The organism is Micromonospora sp. NPDC002296, assembly GCF_040296145.1.
Taxonomy (GTDB): domain Bacteria; phylum Actinomycetota; class Actinomycetes; order Mycobacteriales; family Micromonosporaceae; genus Micromonospora.
In genome coordinates this window covers 1-12,401 of record NZ_JBEOWQ010000051.1, presented here as the reverse complement: position 1 = coordinate 12,401, position 12,401 = coordinate 1, and the positions used below count along the sequence as shown (strand labels likewise).

The window sequence follows — 12,401 nt, the reverse complement described above, 5'->3', positions numbered from 1 at the left end:
GAATCCCGGCAGACGCACCGGGACGGCCGCCGCCGGCTCAGCGGCGGGAGCGGGGCACGTGCCGGCGGTACCCGCTCACCGTCGGGTCGCCGGTGATCCAGAACCGCCAGGGCACGTCGTGCGCGCCGGTCACCCCGACCCGGGGGCCGGCCGCGATCGCCGCGTCGGACACCGGCTCGACGGCCGGGCGCAGCCGCACGGGCCCGTCGCCGAGCAGGTGGCACCCGTACGCCGCCTTGTCGATGCCGAGGGCGGCGCAGAGCCGGGCCGGCCCGCGGGCCAGGTCCACGTCCCGGCGTACGGCGGTGCGCCGGGCGCGGGCCGCCTCGACGCCCTCGACCACCTCGCCGGCCCGCAGCAGCACCGCCGACGCCTCACCCTCCGGACCGGTCACCACGTTCACGCACCAGTGCATGCCGTAGGTGAAGTAGACGTAGGCGTGCCCGGCCGGGCCGAACATCACGGCGTTGCGCGGGGTCCGGCCCCGGTGCGCGTGCGAGGCCGGGTCACCGGCCGTGCCGGCGTACGCCTCGACCTCGGTGATCCGGACGGTGACCCCGTCGGTCGATAGCCGGCAGCCGAGCAGGCCCCGGGCTGCCGGCACGACCGGCCCGGCCAGCAGCTCGGCCAGCGCGGCGAGGCCGCCGTCGCGTACCGCCGCATCGGGGTGCGACACCATGGCCCGAGCCTATCCGAGGCTGCTCCGGCAGGCCGGACGGCCGCGTCGTCCACGGCCGCGTCATCCACCATCCGGCGGCTGCGGCGTCCACGGCCTCGGTGGCCGGCGCGCTCCGGCGTCTCCGGCTAGGGGAGGCTCAGCCGAGCGGCTGCTGGAGCATGACGAGGTTGCCGCAGGTGTCGTCGAGGACCGCCGAGAGGACCGGCCCGATCGGGGCCGGCGGGGCGGTGAACGTGACGCCGAGGCCGGTGAGCCGCTCGTGCTCCTTCGCCAGGTCGTCCACGGCGAAAATCATCACCGGGAGCCCCGCCTTGCGCAGCCCCTGCTGGTACGCCTGCGCCACCGGCGAGCCGTTCGGCTCCAGCAGCAGGTGGACGCCGTCGGGGTCGGCCGCCGAGACGACGGTGAGCCACCGGGCGCCACCACCGAGCGGGACGTCGTGCCCGAGCGCGAAGCCCAGCACGTCCGTGTAGAAGCGCAGCGCCTTCTCCTGATCGTCGACGAAGACGCTGGTCACACCAACTCTGATCATAGATATCCCCTTCTCCTCCGCACCGAGAGTTCCAACGACCACGCCCATCTTCGTCTACCTGTCCGACAAAAAGGCTGAGGTCGAGTCGCGCTGTCGTGATTGATCGGCGTTCAGCGGGCCAGCGTCCGCCGTCTCGCCGCGACACACGAGCGCGCTGGCACAGGAGCAAGATCGTGCTCGATCAGGGAAGGTGTGGCCTCGTCGTGGGTAGGAGGCCACACCTTCCGGGATCGAGCACGATCTTGCGCGCCTGGCCGATCTCCGGCGGTTCCCGGGAGGCCGCTCGACACCCGCCCTAACGCACCACGTCGAGGACGTACAGCTGCTCAAGCTTGCCGCTGCGCGGATGCGGTGCCGGCGCTCCCTGGACACGCCAGCCGAGGCCTTCGTACAACCGCACGGCCCGCGTGTTGTCGAGGTACACCATCAGCACCGCCTGCTCGTACCCTGCCTTCGCCAGCACGTCGGGGACCGCCGCCATCAACCGTCGTCCGACACCTTCACCCCAGACAAGCCGGCTGACCCCGACATACCGAACCTCCGCGATCGGTTGATCCTCGCGGCCCCTCCACGGCTCCATCGCTGCGAATCCGATCGTCTGCCCACCGTCGTCGGCCACGAGCAGAATCGACCGCGATGAACTGTCCAGCACGGCCCGGATCAGCGGGCGAGCCAACTCAAGCGGCGCGACGTCCTCATCACCGTCCCGCGCCGCCGTGGCCTCGGCCCAAATCTGCGCGACAGCGTCCACGCGCTCCGGACTATCGGTGACCGTGATCTGCAAAGCCATTTCGCGAGCTTACGACCCGCCCAGCAACAATGATCAACTATTAGCGGAAGGTCGGGGCACCCTTCTCGCGTCGGCTGGACCTCGATCAGCACAAGACCTTTGAACACTTCGTTGACAACAGCTCGTTCGTCTGCTGGACTCGGCGGCATGACCGCAGCCGAGCTGGATCCGTTCACCGCCCCCGACCCCGGCCGCGCCCGGGCGCACCGCACCTACGCCGCGCTGACCCGGATCGCCGAGCGGCACGCGTCCGACGACGTGCGCCGCCGACGCCACACCAACCCGTACGTGCCGGACCCGTACGAGGCGGTGGCCCTGGTGACCGCGCTGGCCGCCGGCGGGGCCGAGCTGGCCGCCGACGAGGAGCCGATCGACTCCGCCGACCTGGTGGCCGCGCTCACCCTCGTGCCGCACGTGCGGGCGGAACTGGACGCGCTGGAGGCCGGGCTGCTGCGGCTCGCCCGTGACCGGGGGCTGACCTGGCAGTCGATCGCCTACGGGCTGGGCCTCGGCACGCCCCAGGCCGCCCGGCAGCGCTACGAGCGGCTCACCGGTCGGGTCGACGCCGGGGCCGGAGGTGACGCCCGAAACGACGACACAGGGCGCGGCAGCGGGGGCAGACCGGGCGGCGGCGGAAGCGACGTCGACGCCGACGGCGAGGGGCGGGGAAGGTGATGGAGCGCGCGGAGCTGCTGGCGTACTGCCTGGCGAAGCCGGGGGCGTGGCTGGACCAGCCCTGGGACGACAGCGAGGTCGTGAAAGTGGGCCGCCGGATCTTCGCCTTCCTCGGCCCGGAATCGGGCGAGCGGGTGGGCGTCAAGTGCGGCCCGACGCGGGACGTGGCCGACGAATGGCTGCACCGGTTCCCCGACGACGCGGTCCCCTCCCCCTACCTCGGCCGGTCGGGGTGGAACAGCCTGCGGCTGGCCGGCGCGATCGACGGCGACGAGCTGCGCGAGGCGGTGGACGCCTCGTACGAGGCGGTGGTGGCGAAGCTGCCGAAGCGGGACCGCCCGGCGGCGGGCTGAGGCTGGGACCGCCCGGCGGCCGGCTGAGTGCGGCACGACGACCGACGCGGCGCGCGGAAGTTACCCGCGCGCCGCGTCTACCGCAGCAACCGCCGCATCAGGACGGCAGCGTCAGCGGGGCACGACCTGCTCGGCGGCCCACTCCCGCCAGCCGGCGAGCTGGTCGACGGCGGCGGCGAGCTGGTCGGCGACCGGGCCGGGGCCGGTGGACCCGGGGGTGATCCGCGCGGCCAGGGCCGAGGAGACCGAGAGCACGTCGCGCACCGACGGGTCGAGGTGCTCGCTGACCGTCGCCAGATCGGCGTCGGAGACCTCGTCGAGGGCGCATTCGCGGACCGCGCAGAGCGCGACCAGCCTGCCGGTGATCTCGTGCGCGTCCCGGAACGGCACGTTGCGGCGGACCAGCCAGTCGGCGACCTCGGTGGCCAGGGAGAAACCGACGGGGGCGGCGGCCACCAAACGGTCGACGCGGACGGTCATCGTGGAGATCATCCCGGCGAGGGCCGGCAGCAGCAGTTCCAGGGTGTCGACCGCGTCGAAGGCCGGCTCCTTGTCCTCCTGCATGTCCCGGTCGTACGCCATCGGCAGGCCCTTGAGCATGGTCAGCACGCTGACCAGGCCGCCGACGAGCCGACCGGACTTGCCCCGGGCCAGCTCGGCGATGTCCGCGTTCTTCTTCTGCGGCATGATCGACGAGCCGGTGGCGAAGGCGTCGTCCAGCTCGACCCAGCCGAACTCGTGCGACGTCCACAGCACCACCTCCTCGCCGAGGCGGGACAGGTGCACCCCGATCATCGCGGTGATGAAGAGGAACTCGGCGACGAAGTCCCGGTCGGCCACGGCGTCCATCGAGTTGGCGAAGGACGTGCGGAAGCCCAGCTCCTTCGAGACGGCCACCGGGTCCAGCGGCAGGCCGGAGCCGGCGAGCGCGCCCGCCCCGAGCGGGCTGACCGCGGCCCGGTGGTCCCAGTCCCGCATCCGGTCCAGGTCGCGCAGCAGCGGCTGCACGTGGGCCAGCAGCCAGTGGCCGAAGGTGACCGGCTGGGCGTGCTGAAGGTGGGTCATCCCCGGCGCGGCCGTGTCGACGTGCCGCTCGGCCTGCTCGGTGAGGGCCTCGGCCAGCTCGACCAGCCGGGCGGCCACGCCCCGGGCGTGGTCGCGCAGGTAGAGCCGCAGGTCGGTGGCGACCTGGTCGTTGCGGGACCGGCCGGCGCGCAGCTTGCCGCCGAGGCTGCCGAGGCGCTCCAGCAGCCCGCGTTCCAGGGCGGTGTGCACGTCCTCGTCGTCCACAGTGGGCCGGAACGACCCGGAGGCGCAGGCGGCCTCCAGGTCGTCCAGGGCGGCGAGGATGCGACCCAGCTCCTCCGGGTCGAGCAGGCCCGCGCCCGCCAGGACCCGGGCGTGCGCCCGGGACCCGGCGAGGTCGTACGGGGCGAGGCGCCAGTCGAACTGCACGCTGACCGACAGCCGGGCCAGGGCCTCGGAGGGGCCGCCGGCGAACCGGCCGCCCCACAGGCTCGTACGGTTGGTCGCGGCGCTGTTCTCGGTGAGGCTCTTGTCGTCCACGCCACCCATTGTGGTTGCCACGGTCAGGAGCCGGCCAACCGGGCGTCCCGCGCGGCGGCCATCTTGCTGGGCAGGCCCCACAACTGCACGAAGCCCTTGGCCAGGGACTGGTCGAACGTGTCGCCGGTGTCGTAGGTGGCCATGCCGAAGTCGTACAGGCTGGCCTCGGAGCGCCGGCCGGTGACGGTGGCCCGACCGCCGTGCAGGGTGAGCCGCACCTCGCCGGAGACCTGCTGCTGGGCGTCGTCGATGAAGGCGTCCAGGGCCTTCTTCAGCGGCGAGAACCAGAGGCCGTCGTAGACCAGCTCGCCCCAGCGCTGGTCGACGCCCTTCTTGAACCGGGCCAGGTCCCGCTCGACGGTGACCGCCTCCAGCTCCTGATGGGCGGCGATCAGCGCGATCGCGCCGGGGGCCTCGTACACCTCGCGGCTCTTGATGCCGACCAGGCGGTCCTCGACCATGTCGAGCCGGCCGACGCCCTGCGCCCCAGCGCGCCGGTTCATCTCCAGGATCGCCTGGTACGGGGTGACGGTCTCGCCGTCGATCGCGACCGGCACGCCGGCGTCGAAGGTGATGACCACCTCGTCGGCGTCGCGCTCCTGCGCCGGGTCGGACGTGTACGAGTACAGGTCCTCGATGGGGGCGTTCCAGATGTCCTCCAGGAAGCCGGTCTCCACGGCCCGGCCCCACAGGTTCTGGTCGATCGAGTACGGCGACTTGGCCGACACGTCGATCGGCAGCCCCTTCTCCTCGGCGAAGGCGATCGCCTTGTCCCGGGTCCAGGCGAAGTCCCGGGCCGGGGCGATGATCTTCAGGTCGGAGGCGAGCGCGGCCAGGCCGACCTCGAAGCGGACCTGGTCGTTGCCCTTGCCGGTGCAGCCGTGCGACACGATGGTGCCGCCGTGCTTGCGGGCCGCGGCAACCAGGTGCTTGACGATCAGCGGCCGGGACAGCGCGGAGACCAGCGGATACCGGTCCATGTAGAGGGCGTTGGCCCGCATCGCCGGCAGGCAGTACTCGGCGGCGAACTCGTCGCGCGCGTCCACCACCTCGGACTCGACGGCCCCGCAGTCCAGGGCGCGCTGCCGGATGGCGTCGAGGTCCTCGCCGCCCTGCCCGACGTCCACCGCCACCGCGATGATCTCGGCGCCGGTCTGCTCGGCCAGGTACGGAATCGCGACGGAGGTGTCCAACCCCCCGGAGTACGCAAGGACGACCCGCTCGGTCATGGTGTGTTGCTCCCTTCAACGTTCTCTTCCCGGCGGGACCACGCGGCGAGCTTCTCGCCCAACGCGGCACCGCCGACGGCCTCGCGGGCCACGACGAGGATGGTGTCGTCGCCGGCGATGGTGCCGACGACCTCGGGCAGGCCCGCTCGGTCCAACGCGCTGGCCAGGTATTGGGCTGCGCCCGGCGGGGTGCGCAGCACGGCGATGTTGCCGCTGGAGTCGACCTCGTTGAGCAGCTCCCGCAGCAGCCGGATCAGCCGGGCCGGGGCGGCCTCGGCGTCGCGCAGCGGCCGGTGGCCGTCCTCGGGGATGACGTACACGGGGCGCCCGTCGCCGCCCCGGGCGGTGACCGCGCCCAACTCCTTGAGGTCCCGCGACAGGGTGGCCTGGGTGACTCCCACGCCGTCGCCGGCGAGCAGGTCGGCCAGCTCCGTCTGCGAGCGGACCGCCTTGTCGCGGATCAGCTCGACGATGCGGGCGTGCCGGGCGGCGCGGGTCAGCGGGGCGGTCATTCCGGGCTCTCCAGCAGGTACGCCAGCAGCGCCTTCTGCGCGTGCAGCCGGTTCTCCGCCTGGTCGAACACCGCGCTCTGCGGGCCGTCGAGCACCTCGTCGGTGATCTCCTCGCCCCGGTGCGCGGGCAGGCAGTGCAGCACGATCGCGCCCGGCGCGGCGTGCCCGATCAGCTCCTTGTTGAGCTGGTACGGCAGGAACGGGGTGGTCCGGTCCAGCCCGTCGGACTCCTGCCCCATCGAGGTCCAGGTGTCGGTGGCCAGCACGTCGGCGTCCCGGACCGCCTCCACCGGGTCGCGCAGCACCCGCACCGACCCGCCGGTGCCGGCGGCGATCTCCGCCGCCCGGGTGACCACCTCGGGGTCGGGGTCGAACCCGTCCGGCCCGGCGACCCGCACGTGCATCCCGGCGGTCGCCCCGGCCAGCAGGTACGAGTGCGCCATGTTGTTCGCCGCGTCCCCGACGTACGCCAGGGTGCGGCCCCGGGTGTCGCCGAACCGCTCGCGGACGGTGAGCAGGTCGGCCAGGAGCTGGCAGGGGTGGAAGCCGTCGGTGAGGGCGTTGATCACCGGCACGCTCGCCCCGGCGGCGACCTCGGCGATCCGGTCGTCGCCGTGGGTGCGCAGCACGATCGCGGCCACGTACCGGGACAGCACCCGGCCGGCGTCGGCGAGGGTCTCGCCCCGGCCGAAGTGGGTGACCTGGGTGTCCACCACGAGCGGGTGGCCGCCCAGCTCGGCGATGCCGGCGTCGAACGAGATCCGGGTGCGCAGGCTCTGCTTGTCGAACAGCACCGCCACCGACCGCGGGCCGGCCAGCGGCTTGTGGGTGTACCGCTCCGCCTTCATCCGGGCGGCCAGGTCCAGCACGGCCGACTGCTCGGCCGGCGAGAGGTCGTCGTCGCGCAGCAGGTGCCGGGTCATGCGGTGGCCTCCGGGGTGGTGGCGTCGTCGAGGGCGGCGGGCAGTGCGGCCAGGAAGGCGTCGACCTGGTCGGTGGTGAGGACCAGCGGCGGGGCGAGCCGGACCACGCCCGGCTGCACCGGGTTGACCAGGAACCCGGCCTCCCGCAGGGCCGTCGCCAACGGGCCGGACACGTCGGCGGTGAGCACGATCCCGAGCAGCAGGCCCGCGCCGCGCACCTCGGCCACGAGGGGGTGGCCGAGCGCCTCGACGCCCCGGCGCAGCCGCTCGCCGACCCGCTTGACGTGATCGAGCAGCCCCTCGCTGGCGATGGTCGACACCACCGCGAGGGCGGCGGCGCAGCTCACCGGGTTGCCGCCGAAGGTGGTGCCGTGGGAGCCGGCCCTGAGCAGGTCGGCGGCCGGGCCGAAGGCCAGGCAGGCGCCGATGGGCAGGCCGCCGCCGAGGCCCTTGGCCAGGGTGACGATGTCGGGTTCGACGCCCTCGGCCTGGTGGGCGAACCAGTGCCCGGTGCGGCCGACACCGGTCTGCACCTCGTCGAGGACCAGCAGGGCGCCGTGCCGGGCGGTGATCCGCCGGGCCTCGGCGAGGTAGCCGGGGGGCGGGACGACGACGCCGTTCTCGCCCTGGATCGGCTCCAGGATGACCATGGCGGTCGCGTCGGTCACCGCCTCGCCGAGGGCCGCCGCGTCGCCGTACGGGACGTGGGTGACGTCGCCGGGCAGCGGGCGGAACGGGTCGGCCTTGGCGGGCTGGCCGGTGAGCGCGAGCGCGCCCATGGTCCGGCCGTGGAAGCCACCGACGGTCGCCACGACGTGGGTACGCCCGGTGAGCCGGGACAGCTTGAACGCGGCCTCGTTGGCCTCGGCGCCGGAATTGGCGAAGAAGACCCGGCCGCGCCGGCCCGCGAGGGCCAACAGCAACTCGGCCAGGGCCACCGGCGGCTCGGCGACGAACAGGTTCGACACGTGCCCGAGGGTGGCGACCTGCCGGGACACGGCGGCCACCACGGCCGGGTGGGCGTGGCCGAGGGCGTTCACCGCGATGCCGCCGAGCAGGTCGACGTACTCCCGGCCGGCGTCGTCGACCACGACCGCTCCGGAACCGGAAACCAGCGCGAGCGGCGGGGTGCCGTAGTTGTCCATCAACGACTGCCGCCAGCGGTCCACCAGCGTGCTCATGACGGAACCGAGCCTTTCCTGTTCGCGACTGCGGGGCTCGCAGGCTCACTCCTCGCGCTCACGACCATCGTTCCGAACCCTTCCGAGGTGAAGACCTCAAGCAGCGTGGAGTGGGCGACCCGGCCGTCGACGACGTGTGCCGCGGGCACGCCGTGGCGCACCGCCCGCAGGCAGGCCTCCATCTTCGGGACCATCCCCGATTCCAGGGACGGCAGCAGCTCCGCCAGGTCGTCCGTGGTGATCTCGCTGACCAGGCTGTCGGTGTCGGGCCAGTTCGCGTAGAGGCCGGGGACGTCGGTGAGGACGACCAGCTTGCGGGCCTGGAGCGCGATCGCGAGCGCGGCGGCGGCGGTGTCGGCGTTGAGGTTGTGCAGCACCCCGTCGGCGTCCGGCGCGACGGTGGAGATCACCGGGATGCGGCCGGCCGCGATCAGGTCGGTCACCGCCGACGGGTCGACCGACTCGACGTCGCCGACCTGGCCGACGTCCACCGGCTCCCCGTCGACGTACGCCGGGCGGCGCACGGCGGTGAACAGGCCGGCGTCCTCGCCGGAGAGGCCGACGGCGTACGGGCCGTACGCGTTGATCAGCCCGACCAGCTCCCGGCCGACCTGGCCGACCAGCACCATCCGCACGACGTCCATCGCCTCGGGGGTGGTGACCCGCAGGCCGCCCCTGAACTCGCTGTCGATGCCGAGCCGGCCGAGCATGGCGGAGATCTGCGGCCCGCCGCCGTGCACGACGACCGGCTTGAGGCCGGCGTAGCGCAGGAACACCATGTCGGCGGCGAAGGCCCGCTGGAGGTCGGGGTCGACCATCGCGTTGCCGCCGTACTTGACCACGACGGTGGTGCCGGCGAGGCGAGCCAGCCAGGGCAGCGCCTCGATCAGGGTCTCGGCCTTCGCCTGGGCCCGGGTGAGATCCGCGGTGAGACTCACCGTGCCCACCTTCCGATCGCGACTGCGGGACTCCGCTGCGCTGCGTTCCTCGCGCTCACGTCGAGTACGCCGAGTTCTCGTGCACGTACGCGTGCGACAGGTCGTTGGTCCACACGGTGGCCTCCGCGTCGCCGGCGTGCAGGTCGATCCGGATCGTCGCGCCCCGCCCGGTGAGGTCGACCTTGGAGCGGTCCTCGGCGGCGGCGCCGGAGCGGCACACCCAGATCCCGTTCACGGCGACGTCGACGGCGTCCGGCTCGAACGCGGCGGCGGTGGTGCCGACGGCGGCGAGGATCCGACCCCAGTTCGGGTCGTTGCCGAACAGCGCCGTCTTGACCAGGTTGTTGCGGGCCACCGACCGGCCCACCTCGACCGCGTCGTCCTCGCTCGCGGCACCGACCACGTCGATGGTGATCTGCTTGGTGGCGCCCTCGGCGTCGGCGATGAGCTGCTGGGCCAGGTCGTGACAGGCGGCGGTGACGGCGGCGGTCAGCTCCGCCTGGGTCGGCTCGATGCCGGACGAACCGCTGGACAGCAGCAGCACGGTGTCGTTGGTGGACATGCAGCCGTCGGAGTCGATCCGGTCGAAGGTGACCCGGCAGGCGGCGCGCAGCGCGGCGTCGAGCGCCGCCGGCCCGGCCACCGCGTCGGTGGTCAGCACGCAGAGCATCGTCGCCATGGCCGGGGCGAGCATGCCCGCGCCCTTGGCCATGCCGCCGACGGTCCAGCCGCTGCCTGCGGCCACGGTGGTCTTCGGCCGGGTGTCGGTGGTCATGATCGCCTCGGCCGCGGCGGTGCCGCCGTCGCGGGACAGGCCCCGGATCGCCGCCCGCACGCCGGGCAGCAGCTTCAGCATCGGCAGCCGCTCACCGATCAGGCCGGTGGAGCAGACCGCGACGTCGGCGGCGCCGAGCCGCAGTCGGGGGCTGGCCGAGGTCAGCGCGGCGGCGGTGTGCTCGGCGGTGGCGTGGGTGTCCTGGAAGCCGGCCGGGCCGGTGCAGGCGTTCGCGCCACCGGAGTTCAGCACCACGGCGCGGGCCACGCCGCCACGGACCACCTGCTGGGTCCACAGCACCGGCGCGGCCTTGACCCGGTTGGCGGTGAAGACACCGGCGACCCCGGCGTCCGGGCCGTCGTTGACGACGAGGGCGATGTCGCTGGCGCCGCTGCCCTTGAGTCCGGCGGCGACCCCGGCGGCCCGGAACCCCTTCGGTGTGGTGACGGTCACTGTGCCCGCCTTTCGTTCACGACTGCGGGGCTCCGCTTCGCTGCACTCCTCGCGCTCACGGTGCGACCCCCCAGACGGACAGGCCCGTGGTCTCCGGCAGGCCGAGCATCAGGTTGGCGCACTGCACGGCCTGGCCGGCAGCGCCCTTGCCGAGGTTGTCGATCGCGCTGAGCACGATCACCCGACCGGAGTCGACGTCGACGCCCGCCTGGAGGTGGCAGGAGTTCGAGCCGAGGGTGGCGGCGGTGTGCGGCCAGGCCCCCTCGGGCAGCACGTGCACGAACGGCGCGTCCGCGTACGCCTCCGCCAGGACCGCGCGAGGGTCGATGCCGGAGCCGGTCGGCACGGCGGTGACCGTGGCGAGGATGCCGCGCGGCATCGGCGCGAGGAGCGGGGTGAGGGAGAGGCTGGTCGCGCCGGTGGCCTGCTTGATCTCCGGCACGTGCTGGTGGGCCCCGACCTTGTACGGCGACAGGTCGCCCATCACCTCGCTGCCGAGCAGGTTGGTCTTGGCGGCCCGGCCCGCGCCGGAGGTGCCGGAGGCGGCGACCACCACCACGTCGGCGGGGTCGACCGCGCCGGCCGCGACGAGCGGGGCGAGCGCGAGCGTGGTGGCCACCGCGTAGCAGCCGGTGTTGGCGACCCGGGTCGCGGCGGCGATCGCGGCGCGCTGGCCGGGCAGTTCGGGCAGGCCGTAGGTCCAGGTCCCGGCGTGCTCGCCGCCGTAGTACCGCGTCCAGGCGGCGGCGTCGCGCAGCCGGTGGTCCGCACCCAGGTCGACCACCCGCACCGTCTCCGGCAGGGCGGCGGCCAGGGCCGCCGACTCGCCGTGCGGCAGGGCCAGGAAGACCAGGTCCGCGTCGGCCAGGGTCGCCGGGTCGGTCGCCGCGAACACCAGGTCCAGCCCGACGAGCTGCGGGTGTACGGCGGTGACCGGCGCGCCGGCCTGACGGTGCGCGGTGGCGGCGACCAGGTCGAGCTCGGGGTGGCCGGCGACCAGGCGCAGCAGCTCGCCCCCGGCGTAACCGCTCGCCCCCGCTACCGCAACTCGGATACCCATTCCCACCTCCGCATGTCTATGCAGAGGAGGCTACCCGGTCCCGGCGGGCGACTGCAAGGTCATACGGGCCAATGCATGGACATGTGGGAGTGACGGTCGCCACCCTGCCGTTCACCGCCCGACGGGCGGGGGGCCTCTATCCCTGGGGAGGAGGCCCCCCGGCACGCCTCAGGCGCCGCGCAGCGTCGCGCCGAAGCGCTCCGCCGCGCGGGCGACGGCCGCGTCGCGGGCCGCCACCGCCTCCTCGACCGTCAGCGTCCGGTCGGGGGCGCGGAAGGTCAGCTTGTACGCCAGCGACCGGCGCCCCGCGCCGAGCTGCTCGGAGGCGTACACGTCGAACAGCCGGACGTCCTCCAGCAGCCCGCCGGCACCCTCGACGAGGGCCCGCTGCACCTCGGCGGCGGGCACCCGCTCGTCCACCATCAGCGCCACGTCGATCAGCGCCGGTGGGAAGCCGGAGATCGTCGGGGCCGGGGCGACCGGGGCGGGCGGCAGCGCGTCCAGGTTCAGCTCCATGGCGCTGGTGCGCCGGGGCAGCTCCAGCGCGGCCACCACGGCCGGGTGCAGCTCACCGGCGTGGCCGACGACGGCCCCGTCGACCAGCAGCTCGGCGCAGCGGCCCGGGTGCCAGGGCGCGTGCTCGGCGGCCCGCACCTCGATCCGGTCGGCGGGGATGTCGGCGGCGGCGAGCACCGCCCGGGCGGCCTCGACCGCGTCCGCCCAGCCGGCCGGGCG

The 12,401-nt window shown here is 73.8% G+C and carries 14 protein-coding genes; 2 read left to right on the top strand and 12 right to left on the bottom strand.

Annotated elements, in window-relative coordinates; translation table 11 throughout:
* Nucleotides 1-37 precede the first annotated feature (37 nt).
* The 3 genes from ABT023_RS25580 to ABT023_RS25570 all read right to left on the bottom strand — a co-directional run bounded on the left by ABT023_RS25580 (nt 38) and on the right by ABT023_RS25570 (nt 2,001).
* Nucleotides 38-679 (bottom strand): DNA-3-methyladenine glycosylase, encoded by a 642-nt coding sequence (locus tag ABT023_RS25580; RefSeq protein WP_350888932.1) that lies wholly within the window; start codon nt 677-679, stop codon nt 38-40.
* A 136-nt stretch (nt 680-815) separates the two neighbouring features.
* Nucleotides 816-1,208: a VOC family protein gene (locus ABT023_RS25575; protein ID WP_350888949.1), complete on the bottom strand. Its 393-nt coding sequence runs from the start codon at nt 1,206-1,208 to the stop codon at nt 816-818.
* A 298-nt stretch (nt 1,209-1,506) separates the two neighbouring features.
* Complete coding sequence (locus ABT023_RS25570; protein WP_350888931.1) at nt 1,507-2,001, bottom strand: GNAT family N-acetyltransferase; 495 nt, start codon at nt 1,999-2,001, stop codon at nt 1,507-1,509.
* A 147-nt stretch (nt 2,002-2,148) separates the two neighbouring features.
* Here ABT023_RS25570 and ABT023_RS25565 point away from each other — a divergent pair, with 147 nt between their 5' ends.
* Both ABT023_RS25565 and ABT023_RS25560 read left to right on the top strand, forming a co-directional pair.
* Nucleotides 2,149-2,676, top strand: coding sequence for a DNA-binding protein (locus ABT023_RS25565; protein ID WP_350888930.1), 528 nt, complete (start codon nt 2,149-2,151; stop codon nt 2,674-2,676).
* Nucleotides 2,676-3,029: an MmcQ/YjbR family DNA-binding protein gene (locus ABT023_RS25560; RefSeq protein ID WP_350888929.1), complete on the top strand. Its 354-nt coding sequence runs from the start codon at nt 2,676-2,678 to the stop codon at nt 3,027-3,029. Before ABT023_RS25565 ends, ABT023_RS25560 begins: the two co-directional genes overlap by 1 nt.
* A gap of 111 nt (nt 3,030-3,140) precedes the next feature.
* On the opposite strand, the gene argH is transcribed toward ABT023_RS25560, so the two are convergent.
* The 9 genes from argH to ABT023_RS25515 form a co-directional block, all read right to left on the bottom strand.
* Nucleotides 3,141-4,604 carry an argininosuccinate lyase gene (gene argH / locus ABT023_RS25555; RefSeq protein ID WP_350888948.1) on the bottom strand — a complete coding sequence of 488 codons (1,464 nt, stop codon included), beginning with the start codon at nt 4,602-4,604 and terminating at the stop codon, nt 3,141-3,143.
* Between the two features lie 14 nt (nt 4,605-4,618).
* Nucleotides 4,619-5,824: an argininosuccinate synthase gene (locus ABT023_RS25550; protein ID WP_350888928.1), complete on the bottom strand. Its 1,206-nt coding sequence runs from the start codon at nt 5,822-5,824 to the stop codon at nt 4,619-4,621.
* Nucleotides 5,821-6,336 (bottom strand): arginine repressor, encoded by a 516-nt coding sequence (locus tag ABT023_RS25545; protein WP_161691541.1) that lies wholly within the window; start codon nt 6,334-6,336, stop codon nt 5,821-5,823. The genes ABT023_RS25550 and ABT023_RS25545 overlap by 4 nt, the downstream gene beginning before the upstream one ends.
* Nucleotides 6,333-7,259, bottom strand: a complete 927-nt coding sequence (argF, locus tag ABT023_RS25540) for an ornithine carbamoyltransferase (protein WP_350888927.1) — start codon at nt 7,257-7,259, stop codon at nt 6,333-6,335. The genes ABT023_RS25545 and argF overlap by 4 nt, the downstream gene beginning before the upstream one ends.
* A complete protein-coding gene (locus ABT023_RS25535; protein ID WP_350888926.1) occupies nt 7,256-8,440 on the bottom strand; it encodes an acetylornithine transaminase in 1,185 nt (394 codons plus the stop codon). Before ABT023_RS25535 ends, argF begins: the two co-directional genes overlap by 4 nt.
* Nucleotides 8,437-9,378, bottom strand: coding sequence for an acetylglutamate kinase (gene argB / locus ABT023_RS25530; protein WP_350888925.1), 942 nt, complete (start codon nt 9,376-9,378; stop codon nt 8,437-8,439). The genes ABT023_RS25535 and argB overlap by 4 nt, the downstream gene beginning before the upstream one ends.
* 55 nt (nt 9,379-9,433) lie before the next feature.
* Nucleotides 9,434-10,606 carry a bifunctional glutamate N-acetyltransferase/amino-acid acetyltransferase ArgJ gene (gene argJ, locus ABT023_RS25525; RefSeq protein ID WP_350888924.1) on the bottom strand — a complete coding sequence of 391 codons (1,173 nt, stop codon included), beginning with the start codon at nt 10,604-10,606 and terminating at the stop codon, nt 9,434-9,436.
* Nucleotides 10,607-10,661: 55 nt separating this feature from the next.
* Nucleotides 10,662-11,666: an N-acetyl-gamma-glutamyl-phosphate reductase gene (gene argC, locus ABT023_RS25520; RefSeq protein ID WP_350888923.1), complete on the bottom strand. Its 1,005-nt coding sequence runs from the start codon at nt 11,664-11,666 to the stop codon at nt 10,662-10,664.
* A 168-nt stretch (nt 11,667-11,834) separates the two neighbouring features.
* On the bottom strand, nt 11,835-12,401 hold a 567-nt coding region (locus ABT023_RS25515), incomplete at its 5' end, for a phenylalanine--tRNA ligase subunit beta-related protein (RefSeq protein WP_502890759.1).

Coding starts and splice junctions, on each gene's coding strand:
- ABT023_RS25580 (WP_350888932.1), bottom strand. CDS start 679: ATGGTGTCGCACCCCGATGCGGCGGTACGCGACGGCGGCCTCGCCGCG.
- ABT023_RS25570 (WP_350888931.1), bottom strand. CDS start 2,001: ATGGCTTTGCAGATCACGGTCACCGATAGTCCGGAGCGCGTGGACGCT.
- ABT023_RS25565 (WP_350888930.1), top strand. CDS start 2,149: ATGACCGCAGCCGAGCTGGATCCGTTCACCGCCCCCGACCCCGGCCGC.
- ABT023_RS25560 (WP_350888929.1), top strand. CDS start 2,676: ATGGAGCGCGCGGAGCTGCTGGCGTACTGCCTGGCGAAGCCGGGGGCG.
- argH (WP_350888948.1), bottom strand. CDS start 4,604: ATGGGTGGCGTGGACGACAAGAGCCTCACCGAGAACAGCGCCGCGACC.
- ABT023_RS25550 (WP_350888928.1), bottom strand. CDS start 5,824: ATGACCGAGCGGGTCGTCCTTGCGTACTCCGGGGGGTTGGACACCTCC.
- ABT023_RS25545 (WP_161691541.1), bottom strand. CDS start 6,336: ATGACCGCCCCGCTGACCCGCGCCGCCCGGCACGCCCGCATCGTCGAG.
- argF (WP_350888927.1), bottom strand. CDS start 7,259: ATGACCCGGCACCTGCTGCGCGACGACGACCTCTCGCCGGCCGAGCAG.
- ABT023_RS25535 (WP_350888926.1), bottom strand. CDS start 8,440: ATGAGCACGCTGGTGGACCGCTGGCGGCAGTCGTTGATGGACAACTAC.
- argC (WP_350888923.1), bottom strand. CDS start 11,666: ATGGGTATCCGAGTTGCGGTAGCGGGGGCGAGCGGTTACGCCGGGGGC.